The 21,046-nt window shown below is 71.5% G+C and carries 16 protein-coding genes; 14 read left to right on the top strand and 2 right to left on the bottom strand.

Annotation, left to right across the window (positions count from 1 at the left end; genetic code table 11):
• Nucleotides 1–504 precede the first annotated feature (504 nt).
• From BS83_RS18015 to BS83_RS17950, 14 genes are all read left to right on the top strand, one after another.
• Nucleotides 505–2,373, top strand: coding sequence for a peptidoglycan D,D-transpeptidase FtsI family protein (locus BS83_RS18015; RefSeq protein WP_037604786.1), 1,869 nt, complete (start codon nucleotides 505–507; stop codon nucleotides 2,371–2,373).
• Between the two features lie 68 nt (nucleotides 2,374–2,441).
• Complete coding sequence (locus BS83_RS18010) at nucleotides 2,442–4,091, top strand: UDP-N-acetylmuramoyl-L-alanyl-D-glutamate--2,6-diaminopimelate ligase (RefSeq protein ID WP_084713641.1); 1,650 nt, start codon at nucleotides 2,442–2,444, stop codon at nucleotides 4,089–4,091.
• A gap of 7 nt (nucleotides 4,092–4,098) precedes the next feature.
• A complete protein-coding gene (locus BS83_RS18005) occupies nucleotides 4,099–5,523 on the top strand; it encodes a UDP-N-acetylmuramoyl-tripeptide--D-alanyl-D-alanine ligase (RefSeq protein WP_037604785.1) in 1,425 nt (474 codons plus the stop codon).
• On the top strand, nucleotides 5,523–6,587 hold the full coding sequence (gene mraY, locus BS83_RS18000) for a phospho-N-acetylmuramoyl-pentapeptide-transferase (protein WP_037604784.1): 1,065 nt from the start codon (nucleotides 5,523–5,525) through the stop codon (nucleotides 6,585–6,587). The genes BS83_RS18005 and mraY overlap by 1 nt, the downstream gene beginning before the upstream one ends.
• A gap of 47 nt (nucleotides 6,588–6,634) precedes the next feature.
• Nucleotides 6,635–8,050 carry a UDP-N-acetylmuramoyl-L-alanine--D-glutamate ligase gene (gene murD, locus BS83_RS17995; RefSeq protein WP_037609298.1) on the top strand — a complete coding sequence of 472 codons (1,416 nt, stop codon included), beginning with the start codon at nucleotides 6,635–6,637 and terminating at the stop codon, nucleotides 8,048–8,050.
• Between the two features lie 381 nt (nucleotides 8,051–8,431).
• The gene (ftsW, locus tag BS83_RS17990; RefSeq protein WP_084713639.1) at nucleotides 8,432–9,718 is read left to right on the top strand and encodes a putative lipid II flippase FtsW; all 1,287 of its coding nucleotides are present in this window, start codon (nucleotides 8,432–8,434) and stop codon (nucleotides 9,716–9,718) included.
• 6 nt (nucleotides 9,719–9,724) lie between these two features.
• Nucleotides 9,725–10,834 (top strand): undecaprenyldiphospho-muramoylpentapeptide beta-N-acetylglucosaminyltransferase, encoded by a 1,110-nt coding sequence (murG, locus tag BS83_RS17985; protein WP_037604783.1) that lies wholly within the window; start codon nucleotides 9,725–9,727, stop codon nucleotides 10,832–10,834.
• Nucleotides 10,827–11,609 (top strand): cell division protein FtsQ/DivIB, encoded by a 783-nt coding sequence (locus BS83_RS17980; protein ID WP_037604782.1) that lies wholly within the window; start codon nucleotides 10,827–10,829, stop codon nucleotides 11,607–11,609. The genes murG and BS83_RS17980 overlap by 8 nt, the downstream gene beginning before the upstream one ends.
• 300 nt (nucleotides 11,610–11,909) lie before the next feature.
• On the top strand, nucleotides 11,910–13,121 hold the full coding sequence (gene ftsZ, locus BS83_RS17975) for a cell division protein FtsZ (RefSeq protein ID WP_037604781.1): 1,212 nt from the start codon (nucleotides 11,910–11,912) through the stop codon (nucleotides 13,119–13,121).
• A gap of 150 nt (nucleotides 13,122–13,271) precedes the next feature.
• On the top strand, nucleotides 13,272–14,012 hold the full coding sequence (pgeF, locus tag BS83_RS17970; RefSeq protein ID WP_037604780.1) for a peptidoglycan editing factor PgeF: 741 nt from the start codon (nucleotides 13,272–13,274) through the stop codon (nucleotides 14,010–14,012).
• A complete protein-coding gene (locus BS83_RS17965) occupies nucleotides 14,009–14,746 on the top strand; it encodes a YggS family pyridoxal phosphate-dependent enzyme (RefSeq protein ID WP_037604779.1) in 738 nt (245 codons plus the stop codon). Before pgeF ends, BS83_RS17965 begins: the two co-directional genes overlap by 4 nt.
• Nucleotides 14,747–14,887: 141 nt before the next feature.
• Nucleotides 14,888–15,478 (top strand): cell division protein SepF, encoded by a 591-nt coding sequence (locus tag BS83_RS17960; RefSeq protein ID WP_037604777.1) that lies wholly within the window; start codon nucleotides 14,888–14,890, stop codon nucleotides 15,476–15,478.
• Nucleotides 15,479–15,505: 27 nt separating this feature from the next.
• Nucleotides 15,506–15,790, top strand: a complete 285-nt coding sequence (locus BS83_RS17955) for a YggT family protein (protein WP_037604776.1) — start codon at nucleotides 15,506–15,508, stop codon at nucleotides 15,788–15,790.
• Nucleotides 15,791–15,836: 46 nt separating this feature from the next.
• Complete coding sequence (locus BS83_RS17950; RefSeq protein ID WP_037604774.1) at nucleotides 15,837–17,015, top strand: DivIVA domain-containing protein; 1,179 nt, start codon at nucleotides 15,837–15,839, stop codon at nucleotides 17,013–17,015.
• A gap of 212 nt (nucleotides 17,016–17,227) precedes the next feature.
• Here BS83_RS17950 and BS83_RS17945 read toward each other — a convergent pair whose 3' ends face one another.
• The gene (locus tag BS83_RS17945) at nucleotides 17,228–17,770 is read right to left on the bottom strand and encodes a HutD/Ves family protein (protein ID WP_037604773.1); all 543 of its coding nucleotides are present in this window, start codon (nucleotides 17,768–17,770) and stop codon (nucleotides 17,228–17,230) included.
• Between the two features lie 5 nt (nucleotides 17,771–17,775).
• A complete protein-coding gene (ileS, locus tag BS83_RS17940) occupies nucleotides 17,776–20,928 on the bottom strand; it encodes an isoleucine--tRNA ligase (protein WP_037604771.1) in 3,153 nt (1,050 codons plus the stop codon).
• Nucleotides 20,929–21,046: the final 118 nt, after the last annotated feature.

Below are 21,046 nucleotides of genomic sequence, written 5' to 3'. Positions count from 1 at the left end.
GCCTCGCGCGCTGCGCGGGGGCAGGACGGTGGCCGGGGTTCTGCCCCCGCGCCCCGCTCCGGTGCTGCGCGGGACGGGTACGGCGCCCAGCGTGGTGCTGTCGGAGGCTCGCGTTCGAGCGGCTCGTCCAGTGCCGCCGGCGGCGAGGGCGGTCGGGGTTCGGCTGCGCGTTCCGCGCGCGGCGGGGCCGCACGCGGGGGCGACCAGGACTCCTACGGTGGGGGCGGCCCGCGCGGGCAGGACGGCGGCCGGGGTTCCGCCCCGGCGCCTCGGTCCGGTGGTGCGCGGGCCGGCTACAGCTCGCGCAGCGCGGCCGGAGGCTCGCGTTCGAGCGGTCCGTCCGGTGCCGCCGGCGGCGGGGGCGGCCGGGGCTCGGCTGCACGCTCCGCCGCAGGTTCCGTTCGCGGCAGCGCTGCGCGCGGGGGTTCCGGGGGTCGGGGCTCGGGGCCCGGGCGGCGGGTGGGGGTGCGGGCGGAGGGGTACGCGCGGGCCGGAGGGGGTGTCGTGCTGCGGCTGGGGGAGCCGCGGAAGCGGCTGCGGTTGATGGTGGTCGCGCTCGGGACGGTGTTCGCGCTGTTCTTCGGGCGGCTCGTGCAGATCCAGTTCCTGGACTCCACCGCGCTCGCCGACGAGGCCAGCGCCAACCGCTACGTCACCACCCCGCTCGCGGCCCAGCGCGGCGCGATCACCGACGCCGCGGGCAACGTCCTCGCCACCACCGTCACCGCCTACGACATCACCGCCGACCCGACCATGCTCACCCCCGAGCAGCTGCACGTCACCGGCGGTCCCGCCCAGGCCGCCGCGCTGCTCGCGCCGATCCTGGGCATGGACCCGCAGGCCCTCACGGCCGCGCTGACCGCGAAGAACTCCAAGGACATGTACCGCCTGCTGATCCGTCAGCAGACCCCGCAGACCTGGAACCAGATCAGCGCCCTCAGCGCCAAGCTCGCCGACAACGCCTCCCGGGGCCACTGCCTCACCGAGAACCTGCTCGCGCAGAAGGCCGGCGACACCGGCCGCGTCGACGCCGCCTGCGCCAACCCGCTCGCCTCGGTCTTCCACACCCGCCACGACAAGCGCGTCTACCCCGACGGCGGCCTCGCCGCCAACGTGCTGGGGTTCGTCAACGCCGAGGGCGTCGGCTCCGGAGGCCTTGAGCAGCAGTACGAGAAACTGCTCAAGGGCACCGAAGGCAAGCAGGTGTACGCCCAGGCCAACGGCCGCGAGGTGCCCACGGCCGGCGGCCAGCACGAGCAGGCCCCGGTGCCGGGTTCGAGCCTGCGGCTGACGCTGGACAGCGACATCCAGTGGGAGGCGCAGAAGGCCATCTCCGACCAGGTCGCCAAGAGCCAGGCCCTCGGCGGGTACGTGATCGTGCAGGACGTGACGAACGGCAAGATCCTGGCCATGGCGTCGGCCCCCGGCTTCGACCCCAACGACCTCGCCCACGCCGACCCCGCCGCGATCGGGAACCCCGCCCTCAGCGACGCCTACGAGCCCGGCTCGGTCAGCAAGCTGATGACCATGGCGGCGGTGCTGCAGCAGAACGTCGCGACGCCGCTCACCCACGTCACCGTGCCCGGCTCGCTGCCCAGGTCCGACCGGGTCTTCCACGACGACGTCGCGCACGGCACCGAGCAGCTCACCCTCAACGGCGTGCTCGCGCAGTCCTCCAACATCGGCACCATCCTCGCCGCCGAGCATCTGGGCAGCACCCAGCAGCAGGCGAACCAGGTCCTCTACGACTACCTGACCAAGTTCGGCATCGGACAGCCCTCAGGGCTCGGGTTCCCCGGGGAGACCCAGGGCATTCTGCCCACCCCCGACAAGTGGAACGGCTCGCAGCAGTACACCATCCCCTTCGGCCAGGGCCTGGCCGTCAACGCGCTGCAGACCACCTCGGTGTACTCGACCATCGCCAACGGTGGGGTCAGGATCGCGCCGAGTCTGGTCGAGGGGACCACCGGACCCGACGGCCGGTACACGCCCGCGCCCGCGCCCGCGACCACCCGCGTGGTCAGCGCGCAGACCGCGTCCTCGCTGGCGGCGATGCTCCAGTCCGTCGTCGGCAGCGAGCTGGGGACCGGCACCAGCGCGAAGATCCCCGGCTATCTCGTCGCGGGGAAGACCGGCACGGCCAACCGGGCGACCGCCACCGGCTACAGCGGCTACACCGCCTCCTTCATCGGCTTCGCTCCCGCCGACCGGCCCAGGGTCACCGTCTCCTGCGTGATCCAGAAGCCGGTGGGCGCGCACTTCGGCGGTCAGCTGTGCGGGCCGGTCTTCAAGCAGGTCATGGAGTTCGCACTGAAGACCCTGCAGACTCCCCCCACCGGCGCGGCCCCGGCGAACCTGCCGGTGAACTGGTGACGGGCGGGGCAGGCGGTGAGCAGGACCCGAGAGGCAAGCTCGCGAGAGGTAAGGACGGCGATACCCCGATGAACGGCACGAACGGCGGCATGCACATGGTGACCGACTCCCCACTTGGCCCCGAGAGCACCGGTACGGGTAACCTCACCGCCGTGCCCCATCGTGATCAGCCCTCGCTCCGCCCCCGCACCACCGCCGGGCTTCCGCTCGCCCAGGTCGGGGCGCAGCTCGGGCTGAGCGTCGAGGGCCCCGAGGTCACGGTCACCGGGATCACCCACGACTCGCGCGCAGTCCGTCCGGGCGACGTCTACGCGGCCCTGCCGGGCGCCAACGCGCACGGCGCGGACTTCGCCGCCCAGGCCGTCGCGGCCGGCGCCGTCGCCCTGCTCACCGACGAGACCGGCGCCGAGCGCGCCGCAGACTGCGGCGTCCCGCTGCTCGTCGTGCCGCAGCCGCGCGGCAGGATCGGCGAGCTGGCCGCCGCGATCTACGGCCGCGCCGCCGAGCAGCTGCTCACCATCGGCGTCACCGGAACCAGCGGCAAGACCACCACCGCCTATCTGATCGAGGGCGCGCTGCGCGGCGCGGGCCACACGCCCGGTCTGCTCGGCACCGTCGAGATGCGGGTGGGCGAGCAGCGGATCAAGAGCGAGCGGACCACCCCCGAGGCCACCGACCTGCACGCGGTCCTCGCGATGATGCGTGAGGCGGGCGCGGACGCGGTCGCCATGGAGGTCTCCAGCCACGCCCTGGTCTTCGGCCGGGTCGACGGCGTGGTCTACGACGTCGCGGTCTTCAACAACCTGACCCCGGAGCACCTCGACTTCCACCCCGACATGGACGACTACTACCGGGCCAAGGCCGCGCTGTTCACGACGCGCCGCTCCCGTGTGGGCGTGGTCAACATCGACGACCGCTGGGGCCGCAGGCTGGCCGGCGAGGCCGAGGTGCCGGTCGTCACCTACTCCGCGGAGGGCGAGCCGACCGCCGACTGGCGCGCCGAGCAGGTCCAGCTGGGACACGCGGGTTCGCACTTCCGCGTGGTCGGCCCCGACGGCCAGGCCGCCGACGCGGCCTCGCCCCTGCCCGGACCGTTCAACGTCGCCAACGCGCTGGCCGCCATCGCCGCCGCCGTCACCGCGGGGCTGCCGCTGGAGGCGGCCGTCGCCGGGGTCGCGGCCGTGCCGGGCGTGCCGGGGCGGATGGAGCAGGTCGACGCCGGACAGCCCTACCTCGCCGTGGTCGACTACGCGCACAAGCCGGACGCCCTCCAGGGCGCGCTGCGCTCGCTGCGCGAGGTCACCAAGGGACAGGTGCACGTCGTGGTCGGCTGCGGCGGGGACCGGGACCCCTTCAAGCGCGGCCCGATGGGCGCCATCGCCGCCCGCTACGCCGACACCGCCGTGCTGACCAGCGACAACCCGCGGTCCGAGGATCCGCTGGCGATCCTCGCCGCGATGCTCGCCGGGGCCGTCGAGGTGCCGGAGACCGAGCGCGCCGCGGTGCTCGTCGAGCCCGACCGGGCCCGCGCCATCGCGGCCGCGGTGGCCAGGGCCCACGCGGGCGACTCGATCCTGGTGGCCGGCAAGGGGCATGAGGTCGGTCAGTACGCCAAGGGCGAGGTCCGGCCCTTCGACGACCGCGTCGTGCTGCGCGAAGCCATCAACGCCGGCGCCGCCGGCACCGTGACCGAACCGACCAGGGACATCGAGGAGTAGAGCCAACGTGATCCCCCTCACCCTCGCTGAGGTGGCCGAGGCCACCGGAGGGACGCTCGCCGACACGTCCGACCCCACGATCCGGGTCACCGGCCCGGTGGTGCACGACTCGCGTCTGGTCACCCCGGGTGCGCTGTTCGTCGCCGTGGCCGGCGAGCATGTCGACGGCCACGACTACGCGGCGCGCGCCGTCGCGGAGTCCGGCGCGGCCGCGGTGCTCGCGAGCCGCCCGGTCGGCGTGCCGGCCGTCGTCGTCGACGACGTGCTCGACGCCCTGGCCAGGCTCGCCCACGCGGTCACCGAGCGGCTGACCGACACCACCGTCGTGGCGCTGACCGGTTCCACCGGCAAGACCAGCACCAAGGACCTGATCGCCCAGGTGCTGCGCACCAAGGGCCGCACCGAGTACACCGAGGGCTCGTTCAACAACGAGATCGGCTTCCCGCTGACCGCGCTGAAGGCGCAGCAGGACACCGAGTTCCTGGTGCTGGAGATGGGCGCGCGCGGCAAGGGCCACATCGCCGAGCTCTGCGCGATCACCCCGCCCAGGATCGGCCTGGTCATCAACGTCGGCACCGCGCACCTGGGCGAGTTCGGCAGCCGCGAGGGCATCGCCCAGGCCAAGGGCGAGATGGTCGAGTCGCTGACCGCCGAGGGCGTCGCGGTGCTGAACGGCGACGACCCGCTGGTGCGGGCGATGGCCTCGCGGACCGTCGCGCGGGTGGTGTACTTCGGCGAGGCCGAGGACGCCGACGTGCGCGCCGCGGACGTGCGGCTGGACGCCGCCGGGCGGGCCTCGTTCACCTTGAGCACACGCTCCGGTTCCGCGCCGGTCGCCCTGCAGCTCTACGGTGAGCACCACGTCGCCAACGCCCTCGCCGCCGCCGCGGTGGCCACCGAGTGCGGCATGGACGTCGCCGACATCGCGGCAGCCCTGGGCACGGCGGGAAGCCTGTCCAAGTGGCGGATGGAGCTGACGGAGCGTTCGGACGGCGTCACCGTGATCAACGACGCCTACAACGCCAACCCCGACTCGATGCGGGCCGCCCTGCGCGCGCTCGCGGCGATCGGCGGGAGGGGCCCCCAGGGCCGCCGCACCTGGGCGGTCCTGGGGGAGATGCGGGAACTCGGCGAGGAGTCCTTCGCCGAGCACGATGCCGTGGGCCGGCTCGCGGTCCGGCTGAACATCGCGCAGCTGGTGGCGGTGGGCGGCCGGGAGGCAGCCTGCATGGAGCTGGGCGCGAGGAACGAAGGTTCGTGGGGTGAGGAATCGGTGCTGGTGCCCGACGCGGATAGCGCGATCGAGCTGCTCCGGGAGCAGGTCCGACCGGGGGACGTGGTCCTCGTGAAGGCGTCCCGTTCGGTGGGCCTGGAGAAGGTCGCCGCCGCGCTGCTGGCTGAGCCGCTGTCGGCGGGGGAGGCGAGCAGCTGATGAAGGCGATCCTCTTCGCCGCCGCGATCGGACTCTTCCTTTCGCTGGTCGGCACCCCGGTGCTGATCCGGATCCTGGCCCGCCACGGGTACGGCCAGATGATCCGCGACGACGGTCCGCAGGCCCACCACAGCAAGCGCGGCACGCCCACGATGGGTGGCATCGCGTTCATCCTCGCGACGCTGGTCGCGTACGCGATGACGCACCTGATCATGGGCAGCAAGCCCACCGCGTCCGGGCTGCTGGTGCTCTTCCTCTTCGCGGGGATGGGCCTGGTCGGCTTCCTGGACGACTACATCAAGATCGTCAAGCAGCGCTCGCTCGGTCTGCGCGCCAAGGCCAAGATGGCCGGGCAGCTGATCGTCGGCATCGTCTTCGCGGTCGGCGCGCTTCGCTTCCCCGACCACGCCGGGACCACGCCCGCCTCCACCAAGCTCTCCTTCGTGACCGACTTCGGCTGGTCGCTGGGCCCGGTGCTGTTCGCCCTCTGGGCGATCTTCATGATCCTGGCCATGTCCAACGGCGTGAACCTCACCGACGGTCTGGACGGCCTGGCCACCGGCGCCTCGGTGATGGTCTTCGGCGCCTACGTCTTCATCGGCATCTGGGAGTACGGCCAGACCTGCGGCTCCGCGCTGACCGCCGGGGCCCAGTGCTACCAGGTCCGCGACCCGCTCGACCTGGCGGTGGTCGCGGCCGGGCTGATGGGCGCCTGCTTCGGCTTCCTGTGGTGGAACACCTCGCCCGCGAAGATCTTCATGGGCGACACCGGCTCGCTGGCCCTCGGCGGCGCGCTGGCCGGCCTGGCGATCTGCTCGCACACCGAGATGCTGCTCGCCATCCTCGGCGGACTCTTCGTGCTGATCACCCTCTCCGTGATCATCCAGGTCAGCTCGTTCCGCATGACCGGCAAGCGCGTCTTCAAGATGGCGCCGCTCCAGCACCACTTCGAGCTGAAGGGCTGGTCGGAGGTCCTGATCGTGGTCCGGTTCTGGATCATCCAGGGTCTGTGCGTCGCCGTCGGCCTCGGCCTCTTCTACGCTGGCTGGGTCACGTCCTCGTGAGCGAGGGGGCCACGAACCGGGAGAGCCCCGTGAACTGGGAGAACCCCATGAACTGGGAAAAGCTGCACGTCACCGTGGCCGGCCTGGGCGTCTCCGGCGTCCCGGCGGCGAAGGTGCTGCACGGCCTCGGCGCGGTGGTCACCGTCGTCGACGGCGGCGAGGGACCGCGCCAGCAGGCGCAGGCCGAGGAGCTGCGGGCGCTCGGCGTCACCGTCCGCCTCGGCGACGGCGACTCGCTGCCGGACGACACCGAGCTCATCGTGACCGCTCCCGGCTGGCCCCCCTACTCGCCGCTGTTCCAGGCGGCGGAGAAGCTCGACATCCCCGTCTGGGGTGACGTCGAGCTCGCCTGGCGGCTGCGCCGCCCGCTCCCCGCGACCGGCGAGCCGGCCCCCTGGCTGGCGATCACCGGCACCAACGGCAAGACCACGACGGTCCGGATGCTCGCCTCGATCCTCACCGCGGCCGGCAGGCGCACGGCGGCCGTGGGCAACGTGGGCGTCTCGGTGCTGGACGCGGTGCTCGCGGACGAGCCCTACGACGTGCTGGCGGTCGAGCTCTCCAGTTACCAGCTGCACTGGGCGCCGAGCCTGCGCCCGTACTCGGCCGTGGTCCTCAACGTGGCCCCCGACCATCTCGACTGGCACGGCTCGATGGAGGCCTACACGGCCGACAAGGGCCGGATCTACGAGGGCAACGTGGTCGCCTGCGTCTACAACGTCGCCGACGAGGCGACGGAGGCGCTGGTCCGCGAGGCGGACGTGGAGGAGGGCTGCCGGGCCGTCGGCTTCACGCTGGGCGCGCCCGCGCTGGCCCAGCTGGGCGTGGTGGACGGCCTGCTGGTCGACCGCGCCTTCATCCCTGACCGCCGGCACGCGGCCGCGGAGCTGGCCTCGGTCGAGGACGTCCAGCCGAGCGCCCCGCACAACATCGCCGACGCGCTGGCCGCGGCGGCGCTGGCCCGCGCCTACGGCGTCGAACCCCGCGCCGTCCGCGACGGCCTGCGGGCCTTCCGGCCCGACGCGCACCGGATCGCCTTCGTGGCGGAGGTGGGCGGCGTGGCCTACGTGGACGACTCCAAGGCGACGAACCCGCATGCCGCGGCGGCGTCGCTGGCGGCGTACGAGTCGGTGGTCTGGATCGCCGGCGGCCTGGCCAAGGGCGCGGACATGGACGACCTGGTCTCCGCGGCGACGCCGCGGCTCCGCGCCGCGGTCCTGATGGGCGCGGACCGCGCCGTCATCCGCGCCGCGCTGGAGCGGCACGCGCCGCACGTCCCGGTCTTCGAACTCCCCGACGGCGTCACCGGCGAACCCGCGATGCGCGCGGTCGTCGACGCGGCGGGCGGCTTCGCCGAACCGGGCGACACCGTTCTGCTGGCCCCGGCCTGCGCGTCGATGGACATGTTCACCAACTACGGCGAACGCGGCGACATGTTCGCTGCCGCGGTCCACGCGCTGTAAGGCTCCGCCTTCGAACACAGGGCCAGTTGCTCCACCCTCAGGGGCGCGAGCAACTGCGCGGCTCCGCCGCGCGGGTGCGGTACCTCACTGCAAAGGGGAGTTGCAACACCCAGGGGCGCGGGGAACCTTGCGCGGCCGAGCCACTGGCGAGCAGATGGTCCTCAACGCGCAGGGCCATCCGCACGGGGTGGTTTCTCGCGCAGTTCCTCGCGCCCCCGAGGCCTTGCCTGGTTTCTCCCCTGCGCCCGCTGAGGCCTTGCCTGGTTTCTCGTCTGCGCCCGCTGAGGTGGGCAACTCGCCCGTCTGCCTCCGGGGCGGGTCAGCTCCGAGCCGGTAAGGTCTCTCGCCGACAGGCGTTACGCAGGGGAGAGGACCACCGAAGTGCCGCAGGCGAATGTCGCGACCTTCCGGTCCACCGCCCGGTTCGGGGCCGTGAAGGGGGCGTGGGAGAGGTTCCAGCGCGGGCTGGAACGGCCTTTGACGCCGTACTACCTGATCCTCGGGTCCGCCGCGCTGATCCTCGTGCTCGGGCTGGTGATGGTCTTCTCGGCGTCCCAGATCCAGGCCAGGCTCGACGGACTGCCCTTCGACTACTACTTCAAGAAGCAGCTGATCTCCATCGTCATCGGAGGCGGCCTGCTCTACCTCGCCGTACGCATGCCCGCACGGGCGCACCGCGCGCTCGCCTACCCGCTGCTGCTCGGCGTCCTCGCCCTCCTGCTCGCCGTGATGGTTCCCGGCATCGGCGTCGCCGTGAACGGCAACAGGAACTGGATCAGGCTCGGCGGCTTCTTCCAGATCCAGCCCTCCGAGTTCGCCAAGCTCGCGCTCGTCCTCTGGGCGGCCGACCTCCTCGCGCGTAAACAGCAGATGAAGACTCTCGGCGAGTGGAAGCACCTGCTCATCCCGCTCGTCCCGATGGGACTCCTGCTGCTCGCGCTCGTGCTCGCCGGCGGTGACATGGGCACCGCGATGATCATCTGCGCGCTGCTCTTCGGCCTGCTGTGGCTGGCCGGCGCGCCCACGCGCCTGTTCACCATGTCGGCGGTGCTCGCGCTGCTGGCCAGCGCCGCTCTCATCATCACCGTGCCGCACCGGCTCAACCGGCTGTCCTGCATCGGGGCGACCCACGTCGCCAAGGACGGCTCCTGTTTCCAGGCCGTGCACGGCATCTGGGCGCTCGCCTCCGGCGGGCTGTTCGGGGCCGGACTCGGCGGCAGCATCGAGAAGTGGGGCCAACTTCCGGAGCCCCACACCGACTTCATCTTCGCCGTCACGGGTGAGGAACTGGGTCTGGCGGGGACCGTGTCCGTCCTCGTTCTCTTCGCGGCACTAGGGTATGCGGGTATCCGCGTGGCCGTACGCACGAAGGAGCCGTTCATCAGGTACGCAGCGGGAGGCGCCACCACCTGGATCATGGCCCAGGCCACGATCAACATTGGTGCGGTGCTGGGACTTCTGCCCATCGCGGGCGTCCCCCTCCCGATGTTCTCCTATGGCGGGTCCGCGCTGCTGCCGACCATGTTCGCGATCGGCATGCTGCTCTGCTTCGCACGCAGCGAGCCGGGGGCGAAGGCGGCGTTCGCCGCACGGAGCAGGCGCAACAGGCGTAAGGGAAACAAGCAGGCGCGGCGCCGGTTCCTCCGGCTGCCCCACAAGGAGCGGTGAATTTCGGTGCATGTCGTACTCGCCGGCGGTGGCACCGCCGGGCATATCGAGCCCGCACTGGCATTGGCGGACGCGCTGCGGCGCAACGACCCCACGGTCGGCATCACCGCGCTGGGCACCTCGCAGGGTCTGGAGACGCGGCTGGTCCCCGAACGCGGGTACGAGCTCGCGTTGATCCCCAAGGTCGCCCTGCCGCGCAAGCCCTCCGGCGACCTGATCACCCTGCCGGGACGGCTGCGCAACACCGTCAAGGCGGTCCAGGACGTGCTGGAGCGGACCAAGGCCGACGCCGTCGTCGGCTTCGGCGGCTACGTCGCCATGTCCGCCTACTTCGCGGCCAAGCGCAGCGGCGTGCCGATCGTGATCCACGAGGCCAACGCCCGTCCCGGCGTCGCCAACAAGATCGGTTCCCGCTACACCGACTTCGTGGCCGTGGCCACCCCGGACAGCAAGTTCCGCGACGCCCGCTACATCGGCATCCCGCTGCGGCACACCATCGCCACCCTCGACCGCGGCCTGGCCCGACCGCAGGCGCGGCAGTACTTCGGCCTGGAGCAGAACCTGCCGACCCTGCTGGTCTCCGGCGGCTCCCAGGGCGCCCGGCGGCTCAACGAGACCATCCAGGCCGTCGCGCCGCGGCTGCAGCAGTACGGCGTGCAGATCCTGCACGCCGTCGGACCCAAGAACGAGGTCCCGCACAGCGACGACCTGCCGGGCATGCCGCCCTACCGGGCGGTGCCGTACATCGACCGGATGGACCTGGCCTACTCGGCCGCCGATCTGATGCTCTGCCGGGCCGGCGCCATGACCGTCGCCGAGCTGGCCGCCGTCGGCCTGCCGGGCGCCTTCGTGCCGCTGCCGATCGGCAACGGCGAGCAGCGCCTCAACGCCCAGCCCGTCGTCCGTGCGGGCGGCGGCCTGCTGGTGGACGACGCCGAGCTGACCGCGGACTGGGTGCTCTCGCAGCTGCTGCCGGTGCTGACCGACCCGCAGCGGCTGTGGCAGATGAGCCACGCCGCCGCCGAGTTCGGCCGCCGCGACGCGGACCAGCTGCTGGCTCAGATGGTCTACGAGGCGATCGAGGCCCACCGGGGGAGCGCCCGCCGTCGTGGCTGAGTACGTCGGGGTCGAGGAGGAGCGGGAGACCCCGGGGCCGGACCAGGAGCGTCCGCCCCGGCCGAAGCTCAAGCTGTCGCGGCGCGGCATCGGCGTGATCTGCGCCCTGGTCGCCGCGCTGCTGGGCACCGGCGTCTGGCTGGTCCTCTTCTCCTCGGTCTTCGACGTGCGCACGGTCAGCGTGACCGGCACCAGGGTGCTGACCGCGGATCAGGTGCTCGCCGCCGCCCGGGTCCCCCTGGGCGGCCCGCTGGAACGGCTGGACACCGACGGCGTCGCCGACCGCGTCAGGAAGGCGCTGCCGCGGGTCGACCACGTGGTCGTCAGCACCTCCTGGCCGCACGCGGTGCGGATCGCGGTCACCGAGCGCAACCCCGTCGCGGCCGTGCGCGGCACGGGCGGGTCGTACACGCTGGAGGACGCCGGGGGCGTCCGTTTCGCAACCCTGCCGAAGCCGCCGACCGGCGTGCCGGTGGTCCAACTCGAGCTCTCCGCGGCGGGAAAGGGCGCACTGCCGGAATTCCCCGAGCAGCTTCTGGTGGCCGGAGCGGTCGAGGTGGCCAAGGTGTTGCCGACCGCGATAGCGCACCGGACGACCGCGGTCGTCGTTCATTCGTACGACGACATCGAGCTGACGCTGAGCTCGGGGGCGACCGTCTACTGGGGCAGCCCCGATCAGAGCGCGCGCAAAGCCGTGGTGCTGGCGGCCCTGATGAAACAGGACGCGAAGGGATACGACGTGAGCGCACCGACCGATCCGGCGCTGCGATCCTGAGCGAACCCGAGCAGCTCCCGGGGGCCGTGGTCTTGACGGGGCGTCGGCGTAGCCCCGACTCTGGTTGACCCCCGGGTAACGGCACGGACCTTTGATCACATAGGCTCACAAGAAAAAACTGCTCGCTCGGCGTGTCCATTGAACCGACATGCCAGGAGACCTAGTGTCCTAGTGACAGTGGATAATGCAGCAGTGACATAGCATTAACTCTAAACCTCATGTTTAGGGTTCGGGTCGGGAGCGTCGGAAGCACCGCCCCTTCGGTATGAGAAGACAGATCCGAGGCGAGAGGCCTTCGACGTGGCAGCACCCCAGAACTACCTCGCAGTCATCAAGGTCGTCGGTATCGGCGGCGGCGGCGTGAACGCCATCAACCGGATGATCGAGGTCGGTCTCAAGGGCGTCGAGTTCATCGCGATCAACACCGACGCGCAGGCGCTGCTGATGAGCGACGCCGACGTGAAGCTCGACGTCGGTCGCGAACTCACCCGTGGGCTCGGCGCCGGCGCCAACCCCGAGGTCGGCCGCAAGGCAGCCGAGGACCACCGCGAGGAGATCGAGGAGGTCCTCAAGGGGGCCGACATGGTCTTCGTGACGGCCGGTGAGGGTGGCGGCACAGGCACCGGCGGCGCGCCCGTGGTGGCCAACATCGCCCGCTCGCTCGGCGCCCTGACGATCGGCGTGGTCACGCGCCCGTTCACCTTCGAGGGCCGCCGCCGCGCCAACCAGGCGGAGGACGGCATCGCGCAGCTGCGCGAGGAGGTCGACACGCTGATCGTGATCCCGAACGACCGCCTGCTGTCCATCTCGGACCGCCAGGTCAGCGTGCTGGACGCGTTCCGCTCGGCCGACCAGGTGCTGCTCTCCGGTGTCCAGGGCATCACCGACCTGATCACCACCCCGGGTCTGATCAACCTCGACTTCGCCGACGTCAAGTCGGTCATGAGCGGCGCGGGTTCGGCCCTCATGGGCATCGGCTCGGCGCGCGGCGAGGACCGGGCGAAGGCGGCGGCGGTCATGGCGATCTCCTCGCCGCTGCTGGAGGCGTCCATCGACGGCGCCCGCGGCGTGCTGCTCTCCATCTCCGGCGGCTCGGACCTCGGCCTGTTCGAGATCAACGAGTCCGCCCAGCTGGTCAGCGAGGCGGCGCACCCCGAGGCGAACATCATCTTCGGCGCGGTCATCGACGACGCGCTCGGCGACGAGGTCCGCGTCACCGTCATCGCGGCGGGCTTCGACGGCGGCCAGCCGACCCCGATCGTCCGCGAGCCGGTCGTCCGAACCGGCACCGAGCGCACGAACGCGAACGCGACCCCGGACTTCCCCCGCGCCACGGGCTCGACGGCGGCCGGCCGCAGCGTCCACACGCTGGGCAGCGTGCCGCGCGCCGAGGACACCCCGCGGCCGGCGCCCGAGCCGACCGTCCCCCCGGTCCCGCAGCAGGCGCCTCCGCGCCCGCCGTACGTCGACTCGGCGGCGGAGGAGCTGGACGTCCCGGACTTCCTCAAGTAGGAGTCGCACGACCTCCAGGGGCGCGGGGAACTGCGCGACAAGCCACCCCGGTGGTGGGTCGCCGAGCGAGCAGGGCCATCTCCTCAGGGTGGTTTCTCGCGCAGTTCCCCGCGCCCCTGTCGTGCTTCTCGTGTGCCATAAGGTGATCGCATGATCGGGCAGCGGATTGATCTCGGGTGGGGCGTGCGGGCCGCGTTCACCGACAGGTGGGGCGGGGTCAGCGTCGAGCCCTTCGCCGAGCTGAACCTCGGAGGCGCGGTCGGGGACGATCCCGCCGCCGTTCGGGAGAACCGGCGGCTCGCCGCCGCCGCTCTCGGGATCGACCCCGCCGACGTGGTCTGGATGAACCAGGTGCACGGCGCCGAAGGCTTCGTCGCCGACGGCAGGCAGGCGGACGGCGAGGCTCCGGCCGTCGACGCCGTCGCCACCCGGGTTCCGGGCCTGGCCCTGGCCGTGCTCACGGCCGACTGCACGCCGATCCTGCTCGCCGACCCCGCCGCCGGGGTCGTCGGCGCCGCGCACGTCGGACGGCCCGGACTCGCCAAGGGCGTCGCCGACACCGTTGTCGCCCTCATGCGCGAGCTGGGCGCGGAGAAGATCACCGCGGTCGTCGGGCCGAGCGTCTGCGGCCGCTGCTACGAGGTGCCGGAGGAGCTTCGCGCCGAGGTCGCCGCCGGAACGCCGGAGGCGCACGCCGAGACCGGCTGGGGCACGCCCGCACTCGACATCCCCGCCGGAGTCCGCGCGCAGCTGGCGCGGCAGGGTGTGGCGGTGCGGGAGGGGGAGGCCCACGTCTGCACCCTCGAGTCCGAGGACCATTTCTCCTATCGCCGTGCGGCGCGCACCGGTCGGTTGGCGAGCTACATCTGGCTGGGCGGCGGAGAAAAGTGACAAATCTGACATCTGCGGAGCGTCTCGCCGAACTCAGGGCGAATCTGACATCCGTCGAGGCGCGCATCGACGCCGCCTGCGCCGCCGTCGGCCGACCGCGCGACGAGGTCACGCTGGTCGTGGTCACCAAGACCTATCCCGCCTCCGACACCCGGCTCCTCGCCGAACTCGGGGTCCGCGACGTCGCCGAGAATCGGGACCAGGACGCCGCCCCGAAAGCGGCGGAATGTCGGGATCTGTCCTTGGAATGGCATTTCGTCGGGCAATTGCAGACGAACAAAGTGCGCTCCGTTCTGCGCTACGCCGACCGAGTGCATTCCGTGGACCGGCTCCGGCTCGTCTCCGCACTCTCCGCGGAAGTGGTCAAATCCGGACGTTCCGAACTGGGCTGCCTGATCCAGGTCGGACTGGAATCTGAGACCCCCGAGGGCGAGCACCGCGGCGGCGCGGCTCCCAGTGAGGTCGGAGCGCTGGCGGATGCCGTAGCAGCCGCTCCTGGCTTGCGACTTGACGGAGTGATGGCGGTGGCGCCGTTGGTCGGACCGTTCGCGGGCGACCCGCGCCGTGCCTTCGGGCGTCTGGCGGAAATCGCATCCCGTGTACGGGAGGCGCATCCTGCTGCCACGATGGTCTCTGCCGGGATGTCAGGAGACTTGGAAGAGGCCATTGCTGCCGGTGCGACACACGTGCGCGTCGGTACGGCGGTGCTGGGTGCGCGGCAGGCGCTCCGGTAACGTCACCGGTTAGAAGATCAGACCGGAGAACAAATCCGGACAATCAGGAATCTCCCCCGGCTGCGTCTGCAGGTCACCGGGGCAGACCGTGGATCGTAGAACCTCCCCGGGCCGATCCACCACAGAGCGGAGGACAGGAGTATGGCCGGCGCGATGCGCAAGATGGCGGTCTACCTCGGTCTCGTGGAGGACGATGGTTACGACGCTCAGGGTTACGACCCTGACGACGAGGACTACGGCCCCGAGCCCGAGCCGATGCGGACCGGACGCACCGAGGAGGTGCCCCGCCCCGCCGCGGCTCCCGTCGCCGCGCCGGTGGCCGCCTCGGCCGTCGTCGCCCCCATGCGTGCTCCCGAACCGCGGATCGCGCCAGTGGCGTCCATCACACCCGAACGTCGTCTTCTGGAGAAGAGCGCACCGGTGATCACGTCCAAGACCGGCTCCGACCGGGAGCCTTACCGCATCACCACGCTGCACCCGCGCACCTACAACGAAGCCCGTACCATCGGGGAACACTTCCGTGACAGCACTCCTGTGATCATGAATCTCACGGAGATGGACGACACGGACGCCAAGCGCCTCGTAGACTTCGCGGCTGGACTCGTCTTCGGGCTTCACGGCAGCATCGAGCGCGTGACGCAGAAGGTGTTCCTGCTGTCTCCTGCTAACGTCGATGTAACGGCGGAGGACAAGGCACGGATCGCCGAGGGCGGGTTCTTCAACCAGAGCTGACAGAAGTGAAGGGCGAGGGGAGACACGGTGAGCGTTGTATGGCAGGTGCTGTACATCGTGCTGATGTGTTTCTTCGTCCTGCTGCTGGCGCGCATGGTGATGGACTGGGTCCAGTTCTTCGCTCGCGACTGGCAGCCGGGACGGGCCATGGTCGTCCTGCTCGAAAGCATCTACACCGTCACGGATCCCCCTCTCAAACTCCTGCGCAGGTGGATCCATCCGGTACGGATCGGAGGCATGGCCCTCGATCTGGCCTTCATGCTGCTGATCATCATTGTGTTGATTTTGATCCAGGTCGTGGGGGCGCTGTGACCGACGCAGATGCCCGGCTGTCCGACGATCACGTTGAGGTGAAGAAATGGCATTGACCCCCGAGGACGTTCGGAACAAGCAGTTCACGACCGTCCGCCTCCGCGAAGGCTATGACGAGGACGAGGTCGATGCCTTCCTCGACGAGGTCGAAGGAGAGCTGACCCGACTCCTGCGCGAGAACGAGGACCTGCGCGCCAAGCTGGCCGCAGCGACGCGTGCCGCCGCGCAGAACCAGCAGAACATGCGCAAGGAGCTGCCGCAGGAATCGCAGCAGCACCCCCAGCAGATGCAGCAGCAGCGCCCCGGTCCGCCGGTGCCCGCCGCCATATCCGGCCCGCCGGTGCCGCAGCAGGGCATGCCGCCGCACATGCAGCAGATGGGCCACCCCGGCCCGCCGCAGCTGCCGGGCGGCCAGCCGGCGCTTCCCGGTGCCCCGCAGCTGCAGGGTGCCCCGCAGCTCCAGCAGGCGCCGCAGATGGGCGGCCCCATGGGCGGCCAGACCTTCGGTGGCGGCCTCGCCCCGATGCAGCAGCAGCCGCCGCAGATGATGCAGCCGCAGCAGCCGAACAACGACTCGGCGGCCCGCGTGCTCGCCCTGGCCCAGCAGACCGCCGACCAGGCGATCGCCGAGGCCCGTTCCGAGGCCAACAAGATCGTCGGCGAGGCCCGCAGCCGCGCCGAGGGCCTTGAGCGTGACGCCCGTGCCAAGGCGGACGCGCTGGAGCGGGACGCCCAGGAGAAGCACCGCGTCGCGATGGGCTCGCTGGAGTCGGCGCGTGCCACGCTGGAGCGCAAGGTCGAGGACCTGCGTGCGTTCGAGCGTGAGTACCGCACCCGCCTCAAGTCCTACCTGGAGACGCAGCTGCGTCAGCTGGAGTCCCAGGCGGACGACAGCCTGGCCCCGCCGCGTCAGCCCGCCACCGCCTCGCTCCCGCCGGCTGCGCCCCTGTCCCAGCAGCCGCAGATGAGCCCGGTGGGCGCGTCCCCGATGAGCTCGGGCGGCCCGTCCTTCGGCGGCGGCCAGACCTTCGGCGGCCAGCAGTCCTTCGGCGGCGGCCAGCCGCAGCCGTCCTTCGGCGGCAACGGCTTCCAGCCCTCGGGCGCCCAGCCGACGCCTCCGGCGGCGATGACGCAGCCGATGGCAGCCGTCCGTCCGCAGCCCCCGCTGCAGCAGGCCCCCCAGCCGATGCGCGGGTTCCTGATCGACCAGGACGACGAGAACTAAGGTCCCACCGACCTGAAGGAACGCCCCCGACACCGGACCTCCGGTGAAGGGGGCGTTCCTTTTGTGCAGCCAGGTTCAGTCGCAGTTCAGGGGCGCCGGGAACTGCGCGACAAGCCACCGGCGAGCAGATGGCCCGGGGCGCGAAGGGCCATCCGCACACGGTGGTTTCTCGCGCAGTTCCCCGCGCCCCCTGGGGGAGGGCAACCGGCTCGCTAGGAGAAGGTCACGACGCAGGCGACGCCCTCGACGTCGAGGGTCACGTCCGTGCCGGAGGCGATGAGCGCGGCGTCGAGGGGGGCGAGGGTGGTGCCCGCGAGGGTCGCCGTGCCCTCGAAGAGGATGGCGAGAGCCTTGCCGCGAAGCGGGGTGCGCGCCGTGACGATGATGACCTCCGCGGAGAGGGCGCCGCGGCGGGTCATCACGTTGAAGTCGACCAGGGCGCCGCCCAGCAGGCGGCAGTCCGTCGCCGCGTCGCCGGGGAAGGCGAACGGGCGGTAGCGCTCGGAGACGACCGTCTCGACGCCGTCCACGGTGAGGGCCATGCCGTCGCCGTCGACGACCGTGATGATCCGGTCCACGCCGGGGAAGGACGAGAACGGGCCGCCCGAGGCGACGTCCGCCAGGGAGACGCGCCAGTCGAAGTCGAAGCCGGCCTCGCCGGACGGCGACGACGCGACCTCGCGGGTCACGCCGCCGCCGTTCTTCCAGGGACTGGCCACGCGGTCGGCCGCGCGCAGGACCTGAATGTCCGTCACGGGAGTCAGGCCTTCCGGAGCCAGAAGGTCAGGCCCAGGGACTCGTCCGAGAAGGCCGTCGGATCCGCCCAGTCCGGCTCGCCCGCCGCAAAGTCCGTGGCGAGGACCTCGTCCGCCAGCAGCGCGCCGTGCGTGCTGAGGGCTGCCGCGGTCTCGTCCGTCGTCGCCGCGTAGCGCAGCACGATGCGGTCGGCGACCTCCAGACCGGAGTTCTTGCGGGCCTCCTGCACCTGCCGGATGGCGTCGCGGGCGACGCCCGCGAGCCGCAGCTCCGGGGTGATGTGCAGGTCGAGCGCGACCGTCGCGCCGGACTCGTTGGCCACGGCCCAGCCCTCGCGCGGGGTCTCGGTGATGATCACCTCGTCCGGCGTGAGCTCCACCGTCTCCCCGCCCATGACCACCGACGCGGTGCCCGTGGCGCGCAGCGACGCGGACAGCGCCGCCGCGTCCGCCGCCGCGACCGCCTTGGCCACGTCCTGGACGCCCTTGCCGAAGCGCTTGCCCAGCGCGCGGAAGTTCGCCTTGGCGGTGGTGTCGACGAGGGAGCCCCCGACCTCCGCCAGCGACTCGATCACGCTGACGTTGAGCTCCTCCGCGACCTGCGCCAGCAGCTCCTGCGGCAGGTCCTCGAAGCCCTGCGCCGAGACCAGCGCCCGCGACAACGGCTGGCGGGTCTTGACGCCGGAGTCCGCGCGGGTGGCGCGGCCCAGCTCGACCAGGCGGCGCACCAGCGCCATCCGGCGGGAGAGGTCGGCGTCGATCAGCGTCTCGTCCGCGACCGGCCAGGCCGCCAGGTGCACCGACTCGGGGGCGTCGGGGACGACCGGGACCACAAGGTCCTGCCAGACCCGCTCGGTGATGAACGGGACCAGCGGGGCCATCAGCCGGGTGACCGTCTCCAGCGCCTCGTGCAGGGTCGCCAGCGCGGCAGGCTCGCCCTGCCAGAAGCGGCGGCGGCCACGGCGGACGTACCAGTTGCTGAGGTCGTCGACGAAGCCGGAGAGCAGCTTGCCGGCCCGCTGGGTGTCGTACGCCTCCAGCGCCGCGTCCACCTCGCGCACCAGCGTGTTCAGCTCGCTCAGCACCCACTGGTCCAGCGCCGGGCGGTCGGCCGGGGCCGGGTCGGCCGCGGACGGCGCCCAGCCGGCCGTGCGGGCGTAGAGGGCCTGGAAGGCGACGGTGTTCCAGTAGGTCAGCAGCGTCTTGCGGACGACCTCCTGGATCGTGCCGTGGCCGACGCGCCGTGCCGACCAGGGGGAGCCGCCGGCCGCCATGAACCAGCGCACCGCGTCCGCGCCGTTGGAGTCCATCAGCTCGATCGGTTCGAGGATGTTGCCCAGGTGCTTGGACATCTTGCGGCCGTCCTCGGCCAGGATGTGGCCCAGGCAGACGACGTTCTCGTAGGAGGACTTGTCGAACACCAGCGTGCCGACCGCCATCAGCGTGTAGAACCAGCCGCGGGTCTGGTCGATGGCCTCGGAGATGAACTGCGCCGGGTAGCGCTTCTCGAACAGCTCCTGGTTCTTCAGCGGGTAGCCGTACTGCGCGAACGGCATCGAGCCCGAGTCGTACCAGGCGTCGATGACCTCGGGCACGCGGACGGCGGTCTTCCCGCAGCCCTCGGCCGGGCAGCCGAAGGTGACCGCGTCGATGAACGGCCGGTGCGGGTCGAGGCCGCTCTGGTCGGCGCCGGTCAGCTCGGAGAGCTCGGCCAGCGAACCGACGCAGGTGAGGTGGTCGTCCTCGCAGCGCCAGATCGGCAGCGGGGTGCCCCAGTAGCGGTTGCGGCTGAGCGCCCAGTCGATGTTGTTGTTCAGCCAGTCGCCGAAGCGGCCGTACTTGACCGTCTCCGGGTGCCAGTTGGTGCGCTCGTTCTCGCGCAGCAGGGCGTCCTTGACGGCCGTGGTGCGCACGTACCAGGACGGCTGTGCGTAGTAGAGCAGCGCGGTGTGGCAGCGCCAGCAGTGCGGGTAGCTGTGCTCGTAGGGGACGTGCCGGAAGAGCAGGCCGCGGTCCTTCAGGTCCGCGGTGAGCGCCTCGTCGGCCTTCTTGAAGAAGACGCCGCCGACCAGCGGCACGCCCTCCTCGAAGGTGCCGTCGGCGCGGACCGGGTTGACCATGGGCAGGCCGTAGTTCCGGCAGGTCGCGAGGTCGTCGGCGCCGAAGGCCGGGGCCTGGTGGACCAGGCCGGTGCCGTCCTCGGTGGTGACGTAGTCCGCGTTGACGACGTAGTGCGTGCCGCCCTCGACGGCCTCCACCTCGACCAGCTCGAAGGGGCGCCGGTAGGTCCAGCGCTCCATCTCGGCGCCGGTGAAGCGCTCGCCGGTCGCGGTCCAGCCCTCGCCCAGCGACTTCTCCACCAGCGGCTCGGCCACGACGACCCGCTCGGAGCCGTCGGTGGCGACCACGTAGGTCACCTCGGGGTGCGCGGCGACGGCGACGTTGGAGACCAGCGTCCACGGGGTCGTCGTCCACACCAGCAGCGACGCCTGGCCGGCCAGCGGACCGCCGGTCAGAGGGAAGCGCACGTAGACGGAGGGGTCGACGACCGTCTCGTAGCCCTGGGCCAGCTCGTGGTCGGACAGGCCGGTGCCGCAGCGCGGGCACCAGGGGGCCACGCGGAAGTCCTGGACCAGCAGGCCCTTGTCGAAGATCTGCTTGAGCGACCACCAGACGGACTGGATGTAGTCCGGGTCCATGGTGCGGTAGGCGTCGTCCAGGTCGACCCAGTAGCCCATCCGCGTGGTGAGCTCGGCGAACATGTCGGTGTGGCGGGTCACCGACTCGCGGCACTTCTCGTTGAACTCGGCGATGCCGTAGTCCTCGATGTCCTGCTTGCCGGAGAAGCCGAGCTCCTTCTCGACGGCGAGCTCGACCGGCAGGCCGTGACAGTCCCAGCCGGCCTTGCGGGCGACGTGGTAGCCCTTCATGGTCCGGTACCGCGGGAAGAGGTCCTTGAAGACGCGGGCCTCGATGTGGTGGGCGCCCGGCTTGCCGTTGCCGGTGGGCGGGCCCTCGTAGAACACCCACTCGGGACGGCCCTCGGACTGCTCCAGGCTCCGCTGGAAGATCTTGTTGTCCTGCCAGAAGGAGAGGATCTGGTGCTCGAGCGCGGGCAGGTCGACTTGGGCGGGGACGGCGCGGTACTGCGCAGACATTGCTTTCCTCCGGCGGGCGGCGTCTTCTTCGAGAAGTGCGGTCTCCGACGGAGGGACGAGACGCGACGCGTCCCGCGGTACCACCCTCCTTGGCCGTACAAGCCTCGTACGGCCCCCT

The organism is Streptacidiphilus rugosus AM-16, from assembly GCF_000744655.1.
GTDB classification, from domain to species: Bacteria; Actinomycetota; Actinomycetes; order Streptomycetales; family Streptomycetaceae; genus Streptacidiphilus; species Streptacidiphilus rugosus.
Note: the sequence above shows the minus strand (reverse complement) of the source record. Positions and strands in the feature narration are given on the sequence as shown.

Excerpts from the sequence above, each read along its gene's own strand:
- BS83_RS18010 (WP_084713641.1), top strand. The coding sequence starts at position 2,442 with ATGAACGGCACGAACGGCGGCATGCACATGGTGACCGACTCCCCACTT.
- mraY (WP_037604784.1), top strand. The coding sequence starts at position 5,523 with ATGAAGGCGATCCTCTTCGCCGCCGCGATCGGACTCTTCCTTTCGCTG.
- murD (WP_037609298.1), top strand. The coding sequence starts at position 6,635 with ATGAACTGGGAAAAGCTGCACGTCACCGTGGCCGGCCTGGGCGTCTCC.
- pgeF (WP_037604780.1), top strand. The coding sequence starts at position 13,272 with ATGATCGGGCAGCGGATTGATCTCGGGTGGGGCGTGCGGGCCGCGTTC.
- BS83_RS17960 (WP_037604777.1), top strand. The coding sequence starts at position 14,888 with ATGGCCGGCGCGATGCGCAAGATGGCGGTCTACCTCGGTCTCGTGGAG.
- BS83_RS17950 (WP_037604774.1), top strand. The coding sequence starts at position 15,837 with ATGGCATTGACCCCCGAGGACGTTCGGAACAAGCAGTTCACGACCGTC.
- ileS (WP_037604771.1), bottom strand. The coding sequence starts at position 20,928 with ATGTCTGCGCAGTACCGCGCCGTCCCCGCCCAAGTCGACCTGCCCGCG.